Raw genomic sequence first — 18,066 nt, 5'->3', positions numbered from 1 at the left:
TCTGCCGGGCCCCTTCATTCGCATGTTCGCGAAAGGACCACCCCGCATGACCACCACACTCGAACACCCCGTGACCAACCGGCCCGCGGCCCCCACGGCCGCCGCCGGAATCCTCGACATCACGCACCAGGGGCACGGCTTCCTGCGTTCCGCGGACGGCCACGCCACTCCCCGCGACGTCCAGGTGCCCGCCACGCTCATCCGGCGGCACGGCCTGCGCAAGGGCGACGCCGTCGAGGGAAGCTGCGATCGGCCCCGCGCCCTGAGCGCCGTCGCACGCGTCAACGGCCTCAGCCCGCAAGCGCTCCGGGCCCGGCCGCACTTCCGTGACCTCACCCCGCTCCACCCCCGGCAGCGGCTGCGCCTGGAGACGCCCTCGGGCAGCGCCTCGACGCGCGTCGTCGACCTCGTCGCCCCGATCGGCAAGGGACAGCGCGGGCTCGTCGTGGCCCCGCCCAGGACCGGCAAGACGGTCCTCCTGCAACAGATCGCGGCCTCGGTCGCCGAGAACCACCCCGAGTGCCACCTGATGGTGGTGCTGCTCGACGAGCGCCCCGAGGAGGTCACCGACATGCGCCGCTCGGTGCGGGGCGAGGTCTACGCCTCGACCTTCGACCGGCCGGCGAAGGAACACATCGCCCTCGCCGAGCTCGCGCTCGACCGTGCCAAGCGGCTGGTCGAGCAGGGCCGGGACGTCGTCATCCTGCTCGACTCGCTCACCCGGCTCTGCCGGGCCCACAACAACGCGGCCGCGGCCGGCGGACGCACCCTCAGCGGCGGTGTCGACGCGGCGGCCCTGCTCGGCCCCAAGCGCCTCTTCGGCGCCGCACGGCTCACCGAGGAGGGCGGCTCCCTCACCATCCTGGCCACGGCCCTGGTGGAGACCGGTTCCCGCGCCGACGAGTACTTCTTCGAGGAGCTGAAGGGGACCGGCAACATGGAGCTGCGACTCGACCGCGGCCTCGCCGAGAAGCGGATCCACCCGGCCGTGAACATCGCGGGCTCCGGCACCCGCCGCGACGAACTCCTCGTACCGGCGGAGGAACTGGCCGCCGTCCGTGGACTGCGTCGGGCCCTGCACTCCAGGGACACCCAGACCTCGCTGGAAACACTGCTCGACCGGATCCGGCACACCCCGGACAACGCCGCCTTCCTCCAGCTGATCCGCAACACCGTTCCGGCCGCCTGAATGCCTGTCATGCGTCATACCATGTAGCGGCACTTACCAGCAGAGGGAGAGCAGGCACATGGAATTCCGCCGACTCGGCCGCAGCGGTCTGACGATCAGCGAGATCGCGTACGGAAACTGGCTCACCCACGGCTCCCAGGTGGAGGAGGACGCGGCGCTCGCCTGCATCCGGGCCGCTCTGGACGCAGGCATCACCACCTTCGACACCGCGGACGTCTACGCGCAGACGCGTGCCGAAGCCGTCCTCGGGCGGGCGCTGAAGGACGAGCGCCGGGAGGGACTGGAGATCTTCACCAAGGTCTACTTCCCGACCGGTCCCGGACAGAACGACCGGGGGCTCGGCCGCAAGCACATCATGGAATCGATCGACAACTCGCTGCGCCGGCTGCAGACCGACCACGTCGACCTGTACCAGGCCCATCGCTACGACCACAGCACGCCGCTCGAGGAGACGATGGAGGCCTTCGCCGACGTCGTGCGCTCCGGCAAGGCCCACTACATCGGTGTCTCGGAGTGGACGGCCGGTCAGCTGCGCGCGGGACATGCGCTGGCCCGTGAACTGCGGGTGCCGTTCATCTCCAACCAGCCGCAGTACTCGGCCCTGTGGCGGGTCATCGAGAACGAGGTGGTCCCCGCGTCCGAGGAGCTGGGCATCGGGCAGATCGTCTGGTCACCCATCGCCCAGGGCGCTCTCACCGGCAAGTACAAGCCCGGTGCGCCGCTGCCGGCGGGCTCGCGTGCCACGGACGACAAGGGCGGGGCCGACATGGTCGCCGACTGGCTGCGCGAGGAGGTGCTGGTGCAGGTGCAGCAACTGCGTCCGCTGGCCGACCAGGCCGGTCTGAGCATGGCGCAGCTCGCGGTCGCCTGGGTGCTGCAGAACTCCAACGTCTCCGCCGCGATCATCGGCGCCTCCCGTCCCGAGCAGGTGACGGAGAACGTCGGTGCCTCCGGTGTGCGGCTGGACGCGGACCTCCTGAAGGCCGTCGACCGGATCCTGGACCCGGTGTCCCAGCGGGACCCCGAGCTCACCGCCGGCTACGAGGGCGACAGCTGATGTGAGCAGCGAGGGGCCCGGCCGGAGTTCCGGCCGGGCCCCTCGCTTCTCGTGCGTCACATCCGGGTGTTGAGCGAGGCGGTGTGCTCGCGGACCTGCTCGGGGGTGAGATAGGTGTCCGTGTATTCGAAGTCGCGCAGTGTGGTGGGCTTGCGGGACTGGAATCCGGTACGGACGAAGTCGTCGCCCGCGGCGGCGTTGATCAGCCAGTTCGTCATGACCCGCGCCTTGGCCACGTTGGTCCGCAGCGCCGACCAGTGGTAGCCGCGGGCCACGGCCTGGGCACTGATGCCGTGCATCTCGATGCCGAGCGGCTTGGACACGGCGTCCTTGCCGCCGAGGTCCACGACGAGCCCGAGGTCCTTGTGCACGTACGGCTGGAGGGGCTGGTTGCGCAGCGTCGCCAGGAGGTTGTCGGCGACCTTGCGGCCCTGGCGCATGGCGTGCTGCGCGGTGGGCGGGCAGACCGCGCCGTCGCCCTTGGCCAGGTCGGGTACGGCGGCGGCGTCACCCAGGGCGAAGATCCCGTCGTGGCCGGGCAGGGACATTTCGGGGGCCACCGCCAGCCGGCCGCGTACCGTCTCGGCGTCGAAGGTGGAAACCAGTGGGCTGGCTGTGACGCCCGCGGTCCAGATCAGGGTGCGGCAGGGCAGCACCCTGCCGTCCGTGAAGGTCACCTTGTCGACGCCCGCCTCGGCGACCGAGACGCCGAGCGACACCTCGATGCCTCGTTCGCGGAGCACCTTCAGCGCGCTCTCGCCGAGCTTGTCACCCAGTTCGGGCATGAGCTTCGGGGCGATGTCGATGAGATGCCACTTGATCAGCTTCGGGTCGAGCCGCGGATAGTGCCGCACCGCGTTGGTGGTGAGGCGCTGGAGGCAGGCCGCGGTCTCGGTGCCCGCGTACCCGCCGCCGACCACCACGAACTGCAGCCGCGAGGCGCGTTCCTCCTCGTCGTGGCTGGCGTCCGCGAGATCGAGCTGGGCGATCACGTGGTCGCGTACGAAGGCGGCCTCGGCCAGCGTCTTCATGCCCAGGGCGCTGTCGAGCAGCCCGGGGATGTCGAAGGTGCGGGTGACGCTGCCCGGGCTGAGCACGATGTAGTCGTACGGCTCGTTGACCACCTCGTCGGTGATCTTGCGGACGACACAGACCTTGGCCTTCGGGTCCACTCCGATGGCTCCGCCGGGGATGATCCGGGTGCGGTGCCGGCTGCTGCGGCGCAGTGACACCGCCACGGACTGCGGGGTGAGTACTCCCGAGGCCACTTGGGGCAGCAGGGGCAGGTAGAGCTGGTACGAGAACGGCGCCACGAGTGCGATGTCGGCTTCACCGGGACGGAGCCGTCGTTCCAGACGGCGTACGCACTCGACCCCGGCGAAACCGGCTCCTACAACGAGAATCCTGGGTCGTGCCACAGTGTTCGTCCCTTCTCGGGGTCTGCACGGTCGTCCGTTCGCCTGCCCCGTCACACGCGCCCGTCACCTCTTATCTTTACGAGACGGCTGCGACTTCGCCTGCTGGGGCGGCGATCGGACGACCGGGACCTCATCTGACCAGGTACGTCACCACGGTGCAGGCCCCACCGGCCGTGCTCAGACAGACCACCACGGCCGCCACGCAGCGCGCCCGGAGCCGGCTGTAACGCCGGCTGTACTCACCACGCAGTTCGGTGGCGCGGGCCGAGATGCGCATCAGCATCACCCGTGAGGCGTAGGCGCGGTCGGCGGCGTAGACCCGTTCCACGTCCTCGCGCTGGGCGGTGGTGAGCCAGGGCAGTTCGTCGGTGAAGCGCCGGGCGAGCCGACGGGCCTCCTCGACCTCGGCGTTCCACAGCAGATAGCCCTCCATCTGGGCCAGTCCTCGGGCGCTGTCCTTGTCGGGTTCGGTGCCCATCAGGTCCTCGTCTCCGCCGGCCGCCCCGCTCACGCCTGCCGGTCCCCCGGCGCCACGGTGACGGACTGGTCGCCGCGGTTGGCCTCCTCGTCGAGTTCGCGTACGTACGGGTGGTGCAGGTCGAACGCCGGGGATTCGGAACGGATCCGCGGCAGGGTGACGAAGTTGTGCCGCGGTGGCGGGCAGGAGGTCGCCCACTCCAGCGAACGGCCGTAGCCCCAGGGATCGTCGACGCCGACGTTCCTGCCGTACTTGGCCGTCTTCCAGACGTTGTAGAGGAACGGCAGCATCGACAGGCCGAGCAGGAACGAGGAGATCGACGAGATGGTGTTCAGCGCGGTGAAGCCGTCCGCGGCGAGGTAGTCCGCGTAGCGGCGCGGCATGCCCTCGGCACCCAGCCAGTGCTGCACCAGGAAGGTGCCGTGGAAGCCCACGAACAGCGTCCAGAAGGTGATCTTGCCGAGCCGCTCGTCCAGCATCTTGCCGGTGAACTTCGGCCACCAGAAGTGGAATCCCGCGAACATCGCGAAGACCACGGTCCCGAAGACCACGTAGTGGAAGTGCGCGACGACGAAGTACGAGTCCGAGACGTGGAAGTCCAGCGGGGGCGACGCGAGGATGACACCGGTCAGCCCGCCGAAGAGGAACGTCACGAGGAAGCCGATGGACCACAGCATCGGTGTCTCGAAGGACAGCGACCCCTTCCACATCGTGCCGATCCAGTTGAAGAACTTCACCCCGGTCGGCACCGCGATGAGGAACGTCATGAACGAGAAGAACGGCAACAGCACACCGCCGGTCACGTACATGTGGTGGGCCCACACGGTCACGGACAGACCCGCGATGGCGATCGTCGCACCGACCAGGCCGATGTAGCCGAAGATCGGTTTGCGGCTGAAGACCGGAAGGATCTCGGTGACGATCCCGAAGAACGGGAGCGCGATGATGTAGACCTCCGGATGACCGAAGAACCAGAAGAGGTGCTGCCAGAGCAGCGCGCCGCCGTTGGCGGCGTCGAAGACGTGCGCGCCGAACTTGCGGTCCGCCTCCAGCGCCAGGAGCGAGGCGGCGAGGACCGGGAAGGCCAGCAGCACCAGGACCGCGGTCAGCAGGGCGTTCCAGACGAAGATCGGCATGCGGAACATCGTCATGCCGGGAGCGCGCATGCAGACGATCGTGGTGATGAAGTTGACCGACCCGAGGATCGTGCCGAAACCGGAGAACCCCAGACCCATGATCCACATGTCCGGGCCGATGCCCGGCGAGCGGACCGCGTCCGTCAGCGGGGAGTAGGCGAACCAGCCGAAGTCGGCCGCTCCGTCGGGCGTGAGGAAGCCGGCCACCGCGATGATCGAGCCGAAGAGGTACAGCCAGTACGCGAACATGTTCAGCCGGGGAAAAGCCACATCGGGTGCGCCGATCTGCAGCGGCATGATCCAGTTGGTGAATCCGATGAACAGCGGTGTCGCGAACATCAGCAGCATGATCGTGCCGTGCATCGTGAACGCCTGGTTGAACTGTTCGTTCGACATGATCTGCGTGCCCGGACGGGCCAGCTCGGCGCGCATGAAGAGCGCGAGCAGACCGCCGATGAGGAAGAACGCGAACGAGGTGACCAGGTACATCGTGCCGATCGTCTTGTGGTCGGTGGTGGTCAGCCACTTGATGACGACGTTTCCCGGCTCCCTGCTGTGTACCGGAAGCTCGTTGGCGTACGCCTCGTCGTCCTCCGCTGTCCCTGTCGTGCCCGTCGTCGTCACTGGGACGCTCCTTCATCTGTCTGCCGCGGGTGGACTGCGCACCCCGCGTGGCGCCGCCTCCATCGGGGTGGGCCGAACGGCCCTCCCCACGCGTCGCGCGAGTTTCCGGTTGCAGCAAACCAGCCGGGTGGCCGCAGGGGGTGGCCCTGCGGCCCCCGTGGCGCGACATTCACCCGTCAGGGCGTCCCCGGACACAGACAGCTCCGCCCCGGCGCGACGGTGTGCCGGCCGGGGCGGAGCGGTGCGAGGCGGTGCGGGCGAGGAGGAGGCGCTGCCCCTCCCCCGCCCACCGGCTCAGATCAGGCGAGGCTCGCGATCGCCTTGTTGAACGTCGCCGACGGACGCATGACGGCCTCGGCCTTGGCCGGGTCGGGCTGGTAGTAGCCGCCGATGTCGGCCGGCTTGCCCTGGACGGCGACGAGCTCGTCGACGATGGTCTGCTCCTGCTCGGCCAGCGTCTTGGCGAGCGGTGCGAACACCTCGGCGAGCTTGGCGTCGGTGGTCTGCTGCGCCAGCTCCTGGGCCCAGTAGAGAGCCAGGTAGAAGTGGCTGCCGCGGTTGTCGATCCCGCCGAGCCTGCGGCTGGGCGACTTGTCCTCGTTGAGGAACGTGGCCGTCGCGCGGTCCAGCGTGTCGGCCAGGGCCTGGGCGCCGGCGTTGTCCGTGGTCTGCGCGAGGTGCTCGAAGCTGACGGCGAGGGCGAGGAACTCACCCAGGCTGTCCCAGCGCAGGTAGTTCTCCTTCACCAGCTGCTGCACGTGCTTCGGCGCGGAGCCGCCGGCGCCCGTCTCGAACAGTCCGCCGCCGTTCATCAGCGGGACGACGGAGAGCATCTTGGCGCTGGTGCCGAGCTCCAGGATCGGGAACAGGTCGGTGAGGTAGTCACGCAGCACGTTGCCGGTGACCGAGATGGTGTCCTCACCGCGGCGGATGCGCTCCAGGGAGAACGCGGTGGCCTCGACCGGGGACAGGATCTCGATCTGGAGACCGTCGGTGTCGTGGTCGGCCAGGTACGTCCTGACCTTCTCGATGAGCTTGGCGTCGTGCGCGCGGTCCTCGTCGAGCCAGAACACGGCCGGGTTGCCGGTCGCGCGGGCGCGGGTGACGGCGAGCTTGACCCAGTCCTGGATCGGCAGGTCCTTGGCCTGGCACACGCGGAAGATGTCTCCGGCGCCGACGACCTGCTCCAGGACGGCGTTGCCGTTGCCGTCCACGACCCGCACGGTGCCCGTGGTGGGGACCTCGAAGGTCTTGTCGTGGCTGCCGTACTCCTCGGCCTTCTGCGCCATGAGACCGACGTTGGACACGGAGCCCATCGTGGCGGGGTCGTAGGCGCCGTTGGCGCGGCAGTCGTCGATGACGACCTGGTAGACGCCCGCGTAGCTGCTGTCGGGCAGCACGGCGAGGGTGTCGGCCTCCTGGCCGTCCGGTCCCCACATGTGGCCGGAGGTGCGGATCATGGCCGGCATGGAGGCGTCGACGATGACGTCACTGGGGACGTGCAGGTTGGTGATGCCCTTGTCGGAGTCGACCATCGCCAGGGCGGGGCCCTCGGCGAGCTCGGCCTCGAAGGAGGCCTTGATCTCGGCACCGATGTGCGGCACCGAGTCCAGGCCCTTGAGGATGCCGCCGAGGCCGTCGTTCGGTGTCAGGCCGGCGGCGATGAGCACCTCGCCGTACTTGGCGAACGTGTTCGGGAAGAAGGCGCGGACCACGTGGCCGAAGATGATCGGGTCGGAGACCTTCATCATGGTGGCCTTGAGGTGCACCGAGAAGAGGATGTCCTCGGCCTTGGCGCGGGCGACCTGCGCGGTGAAGAACTCGCGCAGCGCGGCGACGCGCATGACGGCGGCGTCCACGACCTCGCCGGCCAGCACCGGTACGGAGTCACGCAGGACGGTGACGGTGCCGTCGTCGCCCACGAGCTCGATGCGCAGGCTGCCGGCCTCGGCGATCACTACGGACTTCTCGGTGGAGCGGAAGTCGTCGACGCCCATGGTCGCGACGTTCGTCTTCGAGTCGGCCGTCCAGGCGCCCATGCGGTGGGGGTGCGCCTTGGCGTAGTTCTTGACCGACGCGGGGGCGCGGCGGTCGGAGTTGCCCTCGCGCAGGACGGGGTTGACCGCGCTGCCCTTGATCTTGTCGTAGCGCGCGCGGGCGTCCTTCTCCTCGTCGGACTTCGGGTCGTCCGGGTAGTCCGGAAGCGCGTAGCCCTGCCCCTGGAGCTCGGCGATCGCGGCCTTCAGCTGCGGGATCGAGGCAGAGACGTTCGGCAGCTTGATGATGTTGGCCCCGGGAGTGGTGGCCAGCTCGCCGAGCTCGGCGAGCGCGTCGTCGATGCGCTGGTTCTCCTGGAGGCGGTCGGGGAAGCTGGCGATGATCCGGCCCGCCAGGGAGATGTCACGGCTCTCCACGGTGACCCCGGCCTTCGAGGCGTAGGCCTCGATCACCGGCAGGAACGAATACGTCGCCAGGGCCGGGGCCTCGTCGGTGTGTGTATAGATGATGGTCGAGTCAGTCACCCTGTGCTCCGCTCCACGTCTGCAACATTGCTTGACATCAAGATATCTCGTGATCGGCGCCGCCTCGACAGGGCCCTGCCCCGCACGAACCGGAACCGGCCGTACCGCGATTCCCGCGGATTTGCCGTGTCGCGGCAGTCCTGGCAGCGTGCGGCGGCATGAGCACGGAGAGCGAACACGACGAGGCACTGACACGGGACGAGGCGCTGGCACGGGCGGTACGGCTGCGCGAACGGAAGGACCCGAGGGCGCACGAGCGGCTGCTGAGCCTGGCGGCGCGGTATCCGCAGGACTCCGTCATCGCCTACCAGACCGCCTGGTCGCACGATTCCCTCGGCCTGGAGGAGGAGGCAGTGCCGTTCTACGAGCGGGCACTGGCGGGTCCGGGGCTCTGCGCCGAGGACCGCCACGGAGCCTTCCTCGGCCTCGGCAGCACGCTGCGGGTGCTGGGCCGTTACGAGGAGGCGCGCGCGGTCCTCGGCCGGGGTCTGGAGGAGTACGCGGACGACGCCTCGCTGCTGACCTTCCTGGCGATGACGCTGTACAACGTCGGCGAGTCGCGCGAAGCCGTGCGGACGCTTCTCCTGGTCACCGCGGCAACCGGCGCGGATCCGCGGCTCCAGGCGTACCGCCCCGCGATCGAGCACTACGCGGGACGGCTGGACGAGACGGAGTAGCGCGCCGTCCCCCGCGAGCCCGGCAGACGGTACGGGACGGCCCTCAGGGACGTCCCTGCTCCGGGACCTCCTCGCCGGCCGGCACCGGGCCGGGCGGGGTGCCGTCGCCGAAGGGGCGGCCGCCGAGCTCCTCCCGGTGGTGCGGGGTCAGCCAGCCCGACAGATCGGGGCCGACGGGCACGATGCCGGTGGGGTTGATGCCGGTGTGGACCCGGTAGTAGTGCTGCTTGATGTGGTGGAAGTCCACCGTGTCACCGAAGCCGGGGGTCTGGTAGAGGTCCCTGCTGTAGCCCCACAGGACCGGGTCCTCGGCCAGTTTCGAACGGTTGCACTTGAAGTGCCCGTGGTAGACGGCGTCGAAGCGGACGAGGGTGGTGAAGAGCCGGATGTCGGCCTCGGTGATCGTGTCACCGACGAGGTAGCGCCGGTCGGCGAGGCGCCGCGACACGAGGTCCAGGCGGCGGAACACATCCTCGTACGCGGCCTCGTACTCCTCCTGTGTGGACGCGAACCCGGCCCGGTACACGCCGTTGTTGACGTCCCGGTAGATGCCCTCCATCACCTCGTCGATCTCCTCGCGCAGCGGCTCGGGATAGAGGTCGGGGGCTCCGGCGCGGTGCAGCGCGGTCCATTCGGTGGCGAGGTCCAGGGTGATCCGCTGGTAGTCGTTGGTGACGAGCCTGCCGCTGGGGATGTCGACGATCGCGGGGACGCTGACCCCGCCGGGGTATCCGCGCTCACGTGCGTCGTAGGCCTCGCCGAGGTATTCGATGCCGAGCACCGGGTCCCGGCCGCCCGCGTCGAGCGTGAAGCGCCAGCTGCGGTCGTCCTGCAGCGGATCGGCGACGGCGAGGGACAGCGCGTCCTCCAGGCCGAGCAGCCGGCGGGAGACCAGTGCGCGGCTCGCCCAGGGGCAGGCGCGGCTGACGACCAGGCGGTAGCGTCCCGCTTCGACGGGCCAGCCGTCCCGCCCGTCGGCCGTGATCCGGTCGGCGAAGTGGCTCTTGGACCGCTTGAAGGGTTTGTGGCCGTACTCCGTGTTGCCGTCCGGTTCGGTGCGGGCCGGGTCGTTCATCGCGTCTCTCCCTACGACAGTGCCTGGGGGCGGGTGGACTGGTGTGTACGGCTTCTGCCCCGCCGGGCGCCGCCCACGTCGGCCAGGGCCACGATGAGTCCGGCGACCACGAAGGCGACGGAGACGACGAGACCGTGGTCGTAGGCGGTGGACCAGCCGGTGGAACCGACCTGGGCGAAGAAGACGGAGCCGACGGCGGCGATCCCGATCGCGGAGCCGACGCGCTGGCCGGTCTGGAGGGTGCCGCCCGCGCTGCCCGCGGAGGCCACCGGCACCTGGGACAGGGTCAGCGTCTGGTTGGGCGCGATGACCAGGCCGCTGCCGAGGCCGGCCAGCAGCAGCGGAGCGGCCATCGCCCATCCGGCGCCCCGGCCGGGCACGAGATGAACGGCGAGCGCGGTGGCCCCCAGCCCCACGGCGACGGTCGTCATGCCGACGACGACGAGCGGGCGCCCGTACCGGCCGACCATCCGGCCGCCGGGGCCCGCCGCGGCGGCCGACCCCAGGGCGAAGGGCGTGATCGCGAGACCTGCCATCAGGGCCGTGTAGTGCAGGCCGCTCTGCAGGTAGAGCGTGGTGATGAAGAAGATCGAGGTGAATCCGGCGAAGTACAGCAGGATCAGCAGACAGCCGAGCCAGTAGGAGCGGACCCGGAAGAGCGAGAGCTTCACCACGGGCTGGGTGCCGCGGCGGCCGCACCGGGACTCCCAGGCGACGAAGGCGGCGAGCAGCGCCACGGCCACCAGCAGGAGCAGCCATTTCCCGTTGCCCGCCCACTGGTGTGCCTGGACGAAGGGCAGCAGTAGCGCCAGCACCCCCGCGCCCAGCAGCAGGACGCCGACGGGGTCCAGGTCCCGCAGCCGCACCGGGCCCGCGGACGGGGTGTCCGGCAGCAGCCGGTGGGCGAGCAGGAGGCAGACGGCCCCGAGCGGCAGGTTGACGTAGAAGACCCAGCGCCAGCCCTCCTCGGCGCCGGCCGCCTGGATCAGGAGCCCGCCCAGCAACGGTCCGACGGCGGTGGAGATGCCGACCACCGTGCCGAACATGCCGAACGCCCGGCCCCTTTCGCGTCCCGAGAACATCTGCTGGATGAGGGCGGAGATCTGGGGCGACACGAGGCCGCCGGCCAGGCCCTGGACCAGCCGGGCGATGACCAGCCAGATGCTGGACTGGGCGGCCCCGCACGCGGCGGAGGACAGCGTGAAGAGCGCGAGACCGGCCATGAAGACCTCGCGGCGCCCACGGGCGTCGCCCAGCCGCCCGGCCGGGATCAGGAACAGCCCGAAGGCCAGGGCGTAACCGGACAGCACCCACTGCAGATCGGACTCCGGGGTGTGCAGCCCCTCCCGGATGGACGGCAGCGCGACGTTGACGATCGATACGTCCAGGAGGGTCATGAAGCCCGCGACCAGGCACACCGCGAGTGCCCGCCACCGCCGGGGGTCGGGCTCGTCATCCCCGTCGGCGGCCGGATCCCGCCCCGCAGAGCCCCGGTGAGCCGCGCTGTCTGCCATGGCTCGCACCCTAGGTCGCGAGCTCCGATTCCTCATCCCGGCACGGCCACCGGGCCCGCTCAGGACCCATAAGATGCGGCATATGCAGTCCTACACCATCGGACAGGCCGCCCGTCTGCTGGGCGTCAGCCCCGACACCGCACGCCGCTGGGCGGATGCCGGACGCGTCGCGACGCACCGCGAGGACGGCGGCCGCCGCCTCATCGACGGCCGCGACCTGGCCGCGTTCTCCGTGGAGGTCGCGCAGGCCGGCGCCGGCGACGACGACGCCTCCTACACCTCCGCGCGCAACGCGTTCCCCGGCATCGTGACCGCCGTCAAGCTCGGCGACGTGGCGGCGCAGGTCGAGATCCAGGCCGGTCCGCACCGGCTCGTTTCGCTGCTGACCCGGGAGGCGGTCGAGGAGCTCGGTCTCGAGGTCGGTATGCAGGCCACCGCCCGGGTGAAGTCGACCAGCGTGCACATCGACCGCACCTGACCGGGATCCGCCGGCGGTCCGGCGTAGACCTCGCCCGCGGTAACAGCACGTACGTAGACTCGGTTACGAGTGGACACCGCTCCCGCCGGGCCGGCCTCGTGGGCCGCCCGCCGTCGGCGCCGTCGGCTCACGCACTAGCCCCTGAGCTGCGAGAACCTTGATCAGGGCGCTATCCGATGGCTCTACTGGGAGGTCACCGTGAAGATGCTGATCAACGTCCCCGAAACCGTGGTCGCGGACGCGCTGCGCGGCATCGCCGCCGCCCACCCGGAACTGACCGTGGACGTCGAGAACCGGGTCGTCGTACGGCGTGACGCACCCGTGGCCGGGAAGGTCGCGCTGGTCTCCGGCGGCGGGTCCGGGCACGAGCCGCTGCACGCCGGATTCGTCGGGCCCGGGATGCTGTCGGCGGCCTGCGCCGGAGAGGTGTTCACGTCCCCGGTGCCGGATCAGATGGTGCGGGCCGCGGCGGCCGTCGACAGCGGTGCGGGCGTGCTCTTCGTCGTGAAGAACTACACCGGTGACGTACTCAACTTCGAGATGGCCGCCGAGCTGGCCGAGGAGGAGGGGGTGCAGGTCACCCAGGTGCTCGTCAACGACGATGTCGCGGTGACCGACAGCCTCTTCACCGCGGGGCGGCGGGGCACGGGCGCGACGCTGTTCGTCGAGAAGATAGCCGGGGCCGCGGCCGAGGAGGGTGCGCCGTTGGACCGGGTCGCGGCGATAGCGCGGCAGGTGAACGAGTCCTCGCGCAGTTTCGGGGTGGCGCTGAGCTCCGTCGTCACGCCCGCCAAGGGCTCCCCCACCTTCGACCTCCCCGCGGGCGAACTCGAACTCGGGGTGGGGATCCACGGCGAGCCGGGACGGGAGCGGCGTCCGATGATGACGTCGCGGGAGATCGCGGACTTCGCGGTGGACGCGGTGCTGGAGGACCTGCCACCGAAGGGGCCGGTCATCGCACTGGTCAACGGGATGGGTGCCACCCCGCTGCTGGAGCTGTACGGGTTCAACGCCGAGGTGCATCGGGTGCTGTCCGAGCGCGGTGTCGTCGTGGCCCGTACTCTCGTGGGCAACTATGTGACCTCACTCGACATGGCGGGCTGTTCGGTGACGCTCTGCCAGGTGGACGAGGAACTGGCGCGGCTCTGGGACGCCCCGGTGGAGACGCCCGCGCTGCGCTGGGGCCGCTGACCGTCCGCGTTGCCCCCTTCAGTGCACGCCGTCACATTCGATGGACCCAAGGAGATCATGTGCTCGACGCCGACTTCTTCCGCCGCTGGATGACCGTTGCAGCGAACGCCATGGAACGGCAGGCGGACTTCCTGACCGACCTCGACTCGGCGATCGGGGACGCGGACCACGGCACCAACATGCGGCGCGGGTTCGCCGCGGTGACCGCCGCCCTGGCCAAGGAGGAACCGCAGACCCCCGGGGCCGTACTCGCGCTCGCCGGGAAGCAGTTGATCTCGACTGTCGGCGGAGCGTCCGGTCCGCTCTACGGGACGCTGCTGCGGCGTACCGGCAAGGAGCTGGGCGATGCCCCCACCGTGAGTGCCGAGGAACTGACCAGGGCGTTCGGCGCGGGAGTGGAGGCGGTGGCTCGGCTCGGCGGGGCCGCGGCCGGGGACAAGACGATGCTCGACGCCCTGCTGCCGGCGGCCGAGGCGCTGGAGATGTCGTTCGACGCGGCCGAGTACGCGGCGCGGTCGGGGGCGCTGGCGACGGTGCCCCTCCAGGCGCGCAAGGGCCGCGCGAGTTATCTGGGCGAGCGGAGCATCGGGCATCCGGATCCGGGGGCCATGTCCGCGCTGTTCCTGATCGCCGCCCTCGCGGCGGTCGCCGCCGCGGACGGGGAGGACGCGTGAGCGCGGACGAGCAGGTCGGGATCGTGCTGGTCTCGCACAGCGGGCCGGTGGCCGAGACCGTGGCCGAACTGGCCAGGGGGCTCGCGGCCGGTGGTGCGACGGCGCCGGTGGCCGCCGCCGGTGGCACCGCCGCGGGCGGGCTCGGGACGAGCACGGACCTCATCGCGGAGGCGGCCAGGTCGGTGGACCGCGGCGCGGGCGTCGCCCTGCTGGTCGATCTGGGCAGCGCGGTGCTCACGGTCAAGGCCATGCTGGCCGAGGGCGACGAACTCCCGGACGGGGCAAGGCTGGTGGATGCCCCATTCGTCGAGGGCGCAGTAGCGGCCGTCGTCACCGCGTCGGCGGGCGGCGACCTGGCCGCCGTCGCCTCCGCCGCGGCGGAGGCGTACGACTACCGCAAGGCATAGGTCCGCCCGCCGTGTCGGCGGTGGCGGGTGACCAGCCGTTCGCCCACACTTGACGGCATGTCACCCACCTCACCCCACGCGCGGCGCAGCGCCGGTCTCCTGCTGTTCCGTACCACCGCGGAATCCGGTTTCGAAGTCCTCATCGGGCACATGGGCGGGCCCTTCTGGGCGGGCCGGGAGAGTGCGGGGTGGTCGGTCCCGAAGGGTGAGTACGGCCCGGAGGAGGAGGCCGCGGCCGCTGCCCGGCGGGAGTTCGGGGAGGAGTTCGGCCGTCCGGCGCCGGAAGGCCGCTGGCTGGCTCTGGGCGAGGCCCGCCAGTCGAGCGGAAAGATCGTGACGGTGTGGGCGGTGGAGGGCGACCTCGATCCGGCGACGGCGGTCCCGGGGACCTTCACGATGGAGTGGCCGCGCAGGTCCGGTGTGCAGCGGGAGTTCCCGGAGATCGACCGGTTCGCCTGGTGCACGCCGGAGGTCGCCGCCGATCGTCTCGTCAAGGGCCAGCGGGTCTTCGTGGACCGGTTGCGCGACCTACTGACGGGCGGGCTTCAGGGGCCGTCAGGCGCGACCGGCCCCTGAGGTCCGTCCGACGGGTCAGGAGTCGGTGACGGGTCCGCCCTCGTGGAGCCCGAGCCGGTCGCCGGTGAAACGGGCGCGGAAACTGCGGTCGTGCGAGACGACCACGACGGCTCCCCCGTACGCCGCCAGGGCCGTCTCCAGTTCTTCCACCAGGCCGAGCGCGATGTGGTTGGTCGGCTCGTCCAGCACCAGCAGATCGGCCGGGCGGGTGACCAGCCGGGCCAGCGCCAGCCTTCGCTGCTGACCGATCGAGAGGTCGGCGACCGGCACGGTCAGGTCCTCCGGGCGGAAGAGCCCGAGTGCGAGAAGCATGTCGGTGTACTCGTCGGCGTGGCCGGGCCGTCCGGCCGCGAAGGTCGCCAGGAGTGTGCGACGGGTGGGCCGGGCGGGGAGTTCCTGCGGGAGATATCCGATCCGGGCCCTGCGGCGCACCGTGCCGGAATCGGGTGTCAGGTCTCCGGCCAGGATCCGGAGCAGGGTCGATTTCCCGGCGCCGTTGGGTCCGGTGACCAGCAGGCGCTGTCCGGCCGCCACGCGCAGGCGCGGCATGTGCAGCCGGTCGCCGACCGTCACGGATTCGAGCTCCACGAGCGGGCCCCGGGCATGCTCGCCGTCGGCGGAGAGCGCCAGGTCGGCGGAGAACCGCAGTGGCCGGGGCGGGGCGGCGACCGGAGCCCTGCGCAGGTCCTCCAGCCGGGTCCTGGCGGCTCTGACCCGCCCGGACAGCTTGGCCTCGTGCGAGCGGCGGTGCTTGCCGAAGCCCTCTCCGGGGTCCTTGCCGCTGCCCGTGAGCCGTCGGCCCGCCGCGTCCACGAGCTCTTCGGTACGGGCCAATTCGTCAAGCCACTGCTGATGTTCCTGTGCCCAGCGCCGGCGGGCGGCCGCCTTCGCAGCGCGGTAGCCGTCCCAGCCGTCCCCGTAGGTGACGACGGTACGCAGATCGCGGTCGACCTCGGCGATGACGTTGGTGGTGCGCTCCAGGAACGCCCGGTCGTGGGTGACCACGACGGCGGTGCCGCGGTGGGCGCGCAGGTGGTCCTCCAGCCAGGTGGTGGCCCTGAGGTCGAGGTGGTTGGTCGGCTCGTCGAGCAGCAGCAGTTCGGGGCCTGACGCCAGTACGCAGGCGAGCGCCAGCCGGGACTGTTCACCGCCGGAGAGGGTGCCGAGCGGGCGCTCCCCCGTGAGGTGTCCGAGCCCGAGGCCGTGCAGCGCGGCCTCGACGCGGGCATCGGCCAGATAGCCGCCGCGTTCCTCGTACTCCGTCAGCAGATCGCCGTAGGCGGCGAGCCCGGCGTCGTCCGGGCCCGCGGGCACGGCGAGTGCGGTTTCGGCGTCCCGGATGCGCCGCTCCAGCGCTCGGAGTTCGGCCAGGGCGGTGTCGACGGCGTCCTGGACCGTGTGGGCGGGGGCGAGGGCGAGGGTCTGGGAGAGGTAGCCGGTGCCGCCGGGGAAGCGGACGGTGATCTCTCCTTCGTCCGGTTTCTCGGCGCCGGCCAGCAGCCGCAGGAGAGTGGATTTCCCGGAGCCGTTCTCGCCGATCACTCCGACGCGGTCGCCGGGGCGGACGGTGAACGACACCTGGTCGATGACGGTGCGGTCTCCGTACGTCCTGGAGACGTCCTTCAGGGCCAGTTGGGCGCGGTCGTGCTTGGAGGACATGGGTCGCTCTCCCTCGGGTGACATGCCTCGCCGACCCCTGGCGGGGCGCGGCGGGCGGGGATGCCGAACAGGCGGAGGGGACTGCGCAGAGCGGGGTGACCCGGTGGTCACGCGGCTGTGCCCGGTGTCGGGCGGTGGCGTCCCTGTCCGGAATCAGCGGAAGAAGTAGTACGAACCCATGGGGCCAGTCTAAGCACGGGGGCGCGGCGGCTGTCAGGTGGTTTTCGTCCGTGTCCCGGACTGTGCGGCCAGCCGTCCGGGGGCGCGACGGTGCGGGCCGGCGCGCGGCGCGACGGCCCGCGGGGTTGTGCGCGGGTAGATCCGGTGGTCAGCCGTTGGGGAGGATGACGGCCCGGCCGTTGATCCTGCCGTCGTGCAGCCGCTCGTACGCCAGCGGCGCCTCGTCCAGCGAGTACGTCTCGACGTGCACCTCGACCGAACCGGTGCGGGCCAGCTCGAGCACCTCGGCCAGCTCGGAGCGGGATCCCCAGTAGGGGGCGGTCACCGTCGTGTTGAACGGCAGGGAGCCGAAGCCCACGGGAAGCGACCCTCCGCCGATGCCGACGATCGTCACGTCCGAGTCGATGGCGGCCGCGGCGCCCGCCGTGGCGACGGTGGGAGGCGCCCCGACGAAGTCGAGGACGACCTGCGCGCCGATGCCACCGGTCAGCTCACGGATCGTCGTTGCCGCGTGCTCGTCGGACAGGACGGTCTCGTGCGCCCCGACCGTACGGGCGAGGGCGAGCTTGTCCTCGGTCACGTCCAGGGCGATGACCCGCACGGCCGTCATGGCCCGCAGCAGCTGGATGGCGACGTGGCCGAGTCCGCCGGTGCCGATGACGACGGCGGTCGCGCCGGGCACCAGCTTCGGCAGGGAGCGCTTGATCGCGTGGTACGGGGTGAGGCCCGCGTCGGTGAGCGGGACGGCCCGGACCGGATCGAGGCCGCCGAGCGGCACCAGGTGACGCGGGTCGTCGACGATCATGTACTCCGCCATGGCGCCGGGCGCCCCCAGGCCGGGCGGGTTGATGCCGAGCGCCTGGGCTCGCAGGCAGTAGTTCTCCTTGCCCTCGGCGCACTTGACGCACGTACCGCAGCCCCAGGGGCCGTAGACGGCGACCGGGTCGCCCACCGTGAGTCCGCCGACGCCGTCGCCGAGCGCCTCGACGGTACCGACGCCCTCGTGCCCGAGGGTGAGCGGCAGCGGGTAGGGGAACTGGTCGGCGGGCCGGCTCATCACCGCGATGTCGGAGTGACAGACACCTGCGGCGGTGACCTTCAACAGCACCTGGCCGGGGCCGGGTTCCGGGTCGGGCACGGTGACGACCTCGGGTGCGGCGCCGACGGTGCGGTACTGGACGGCTTTCATGGGGTCCTCCTCGGCCTCTGCT

General features: G+C 70.9%; 16 protein-coding genes. 8 read left to right on the top strand and 8 right to left on the bottom strand.

All coding sequences use genetic code 11. The features are described 5' to 3' along the window. Positions 1 to 46: 46 nt before the first annotated feature. On the top strand, positions 47 to 1,189 hold the full coding sequence (gene rho / locus ACFVJX_RS00290; protein ID WP_384127781.1) for a transcription termination factor Rho: 1,143 nt from the start codon (positions 47 to 49) through the stop codon (positions 1,187 to 1,189). A gap of 58 nt (positions 1,190 to 1,247) precedes the next feature. Further along, positions 1,248 to 2,246, top strand: coding sequence for an aldo/keto reductase family protein (locus tag ACFVJX_RS00285; protein ID WP_384127779.1), 999 nt, complete (start codon positions 1,248 to 1,250; stop codon positions 2,244 to 2,246). A gap of 56 nt (positions 2,247 to 2,302) precedes the next feature. Here the strand turns inward: ACFVJX_RS00285 and ACFVJX_RS00280 are convergent, their stop codons facing one another. The 4 genes from ACFVJX_RS00280 to ACFVJX_RS00265 form a co-directional block, all read right to left on the bottom strand. Further along, the gene (locus ACFVJX_RS00280) at positions 2,303 to 3,664 is read right to left on the bottom strand and encodes an NAD(P)/FAD-dependent oxidoreductase (protein WP_384127777.1); all 1,362 of its coding nucleotides are present in this window, start codon (positions 3,662 to 3,664) and stop codon (positions 2,303 to 2,305) included. A gap of 130 nt (positions 3,665 to 3,794) precedes the next feature. Further along, on the bottom strand, positions 3,795 to 4,142 hold the full coding sequence (locus ACFVJX_RS00275; RefSeq protein ID WP_384127840.1) for a hypothetical protein: 348 nt from the start codon (positions 4,140 to 4,142) through the stop codon (positions 3,795 to 3,797). Between the two features lie 29 nt (positions 4,143 to 4,171). Next, positions 4,172 to 5,902 carry a cytochrome c oxidase subunit I gene (gene ctaD, locus ACFVJX_RS00270; RefSeq protein WP_384127775.1) on the bottom strand — a complete coding sequence of 577 codons (1,731 nt, stop codon included), beginning with the start codon at positions 5,900 to 5,902 and terminating at the stop codon, positions 4,172 to 4,174. 299 nt (positions 5,903 to 6,201) lie between these two features. Next, positions 6,202 to 8,424 carry an NADP-dependent isocitrate dehydrogenase gene (locus tag ACFVJX_RS00265; RefSeq protein ID WP_384127773.1) on the bottom strand — a complete coding sequence of 741 codons (2,223 nt, stop codon included), beginning with the start codon at positions 8,422 to 8,424 and terminating at the stop codon, positions 6,202 to 6,204. A gap of 158 nt (positions 8,425 to 8,582) precedes the next feature. Between ACFVJX_RS00265 and ACFVJX_RS00260 the strand changes: the two genes are divergently transcribed. Continuing rightward, on the top strand, positions 8,583 to 9,101 hold the full coding sequence (locus ACFVJX_RS00260; RefSeq protein WP_384127772.1) for a tetratricopeptide repeat protein: 519 nt from the start codon (positions 8,583 to 8,585) through the stop codon (positions 9,099 to 9,101). A gap of 43 nt (positions 9,102 to 9,144) precedes the next feature. Here ACFVJX_RS00260 and ACFVJX_RS00255 read toward each other — a convergent pair whose 3' ends face one another. Next, the gene (locus tag ACFVJX_RS00255; protein ID WP_384127771.1) at positions 9,145 to 10,176 is read right to left on the bottom strand and encodes a glutathione S-transferase family protein; all 1,032 of its coding nucleotides are present in this window, start codon (positions 10,174 to 10,176) and stop codon (positions 9,145 to 9,147) included. Between the two features lie 11 nt (positions 10,177 to 10,187). After that, entirely contained in the window at positions 10,188 to 11,690 is a 1,503-nt protein-coding gene (locus tag ACFVJX_RS00250; RefSeq protein ID WP_384127769.1) for an MFS transporter, read from the bottom strand. An 82-nt stretch (positions 11,691 to 11,772) separates the two neighbouring features. On the opposite strand from ACFVJX_RS00250, the gene ACFVJX_RS00245 reads away from it, so the two are divergent. From ACFVJX_RS00245 to ACFVJX_RS00225, 5 genes are all read left to right on the top strand, one after another. Then, entirely contained in the window at positions 11,773 to 12,168 is a 396-nt protein-coding gene (locus tag ACFVJX_RS00245; protein WP_384127767.1) for a molybdopterin-binding protein, read from the top strand. A gap of 204 nt (positions 12,169 to 12,372) precedes the next feature. Next, positions 12,373 to 13,359: a dihydroxyacetone kinase subunit DhaK gene (dhaK, locus tag ACFVJX_RS00240; protein WP_384127839.1), complete on the top strand. Its 987-nt coding sequence runs from the start codon at positions 12,373 to 12,375 to the stop codon at positions 13,357 to 13,359. Positions 13,360 to 13,418: 59 nt separating this feature from the next. After that, entirely contained in the window at positions 13,419 to 14,033 is a 615-nt protein-coding gene (gene dhaL, locus ACFVJX_RS00235) for a dihydroxyacetone kinase subunit DhaL (RefSeq protein ID WP_384127766.1), read from the top strand. Next, entirely contained in the window at positions 14,030 to 14,440 is a 411-nt protein-coding gene (locus tag ACFVJX_RS00230) for a PTS-dependent dihydroxyacetone kinase phosphotransferase subunit DhaM (RefSeq protein WP_384127764.1), read from the top strand. The genes dhaL and ACFVJX_RS00230 overlap by 4 nt, the downstream gene beginning before the upstream one ends. Before the next feature lie 57 nt (positions 14,441 to 14,497). Then, positions 14,498 to 15,016: an NUDIX domain-containing protein gene (locus ACFVJX_RS00225; protein ID WP_384127763.1), complete on the top strand. Its 519-nt coding sequence runs from the start codon at positions 14,498 to 14,500 to the stop codon at positions 15,014 to 15,016. Between the two features lie 15 nt (positions 15,017 to 15,031). On the opposite strand, the gene abc-f is transcribed toward ACFVJX_RS00225, so the two are convergent. Together abc-f and ACFVJX_RS00215 are read right to left on the bottom strand one after the other, a co-directional pair. Beyond that, positions 15,032 to 16,675 (bottom strand): ribosomal protection-like ABC-F family protein, encoded by a 1,644-nt coding sequence (abc-f, locus tag ACFVJX_RS00220; protein ID WP_384127761.1) that lies wholly within the window; start codon positions 16,673 to 16,675, stop codon positions 15,032 to 15,034. A gap of 328 nt (positions 16,676 to 17,003) precedes the next feature. Beyond that, positions 17,004 to 18,044, bottom strand: a complete 1,041-nt coding sequence (locus ACFVJX_RS00215) for an NAD(P)-dependent alcohol dehydrogenase (protein WP_384127759.1) — start codon at positions 18,042 to 18,044, stop codon at positions 17,004 to 17,006. Positions 18,045 to 18,066: the final 22 nt, after the last annotated feature.

The sequence above is a fragment of the Streptomyces sp. NPDC127177 genome (genome assembly GCF_042672475.1).
GTDB lineage: Bacteria > Actinomycetota > Actinomycetes > Streptomycetales > Streptomycetaceae > Streptomyces.
This window is presented reverse-complemented; position numbering and strand designations above follow the sequence as displayed.

Excerpts from the sequence above, each read along its gene's own strand:
- ACFVJX_RS00250 (WP_384127769.1), bottom strand. The coding sequence starts at position 11,690 with ATGGCAGACAGCGCGGCTCACCGGGGCTCTGCGGGGCGGGATCCGGCC.
- ACFVJX_RS00260 (WP_384127772.1), top strand. The coding sequence starts at position 8,583 with ATGAGCACGGAGAGCGAACACGACGAGGCACTGACACGGGACGAGGCG.
- ACFVJX_RS00285 (WP_384127779.1), top strand. The coding sequence starts at position 1,248 with ATGGAATTCCGCCGACTCGGCCGCAGCGGTCTGACGATCAGCGAGATC.
- ACFVJX_RS00275 (WP_384127840.1), bottom strand. The coding sequence starts at position 4,142 with ATGGGCACCGAACCCGACAAGGACAGCGCCCGAGGACTGGCCCAGATG.
- ACFVJX_RS00215 (WP_384127759.1), bottom strand. The coding sequence starts at position 18,044 with ATGAAAGCCGTCCAGTACCGCACCGTCGGCGCCGCACCCGAGGTCGTC.
- abc-f (WP_384127761.1), bottom strand. The coding sequence starts at position 16,675 with ATGTCCTCCAAGCACGACCGCGCCCAACTGGCCCTGAAGGACGTCTCC.
- ACFVJX_RS00245 (WP_384127767.1), top strand. The coding sequence starts at position 11,773 with ATGCAGTCCTACACCATCGGACAGGCCGCCCGTCTGCTGGGCGTCAGC.
- ACFVJX_RS00225 (WP_384127763.1), top strand. The coding sequence starts at position 14,498 with ATGTCACCCACCTCACCCCACGCGCGGCGCAGCGCCGGTCTCCTGCTG.
- rho (WP_384127781.1), top strand. The coding sequence starts at position 47 with ATGACCACCACACTCGAACACCCCGTGACCAACCGGCCCGCGGCCCCC.
- ACFVJX_RS00255 (WP_384127771.1), bottom strand. The coding sequence starts at position 10,176 with ATGAACGACCCGGCCCGCACCGAACCGGACGGCAACACGGAGTACGGC.
- dhaK (WP_384127839.1), top strand. The coding sequence starts at position 12,373 with ATGCTGATCAACGTCCCCGAAACCGTGGTCGCGGACGCGCTGCGCGGC.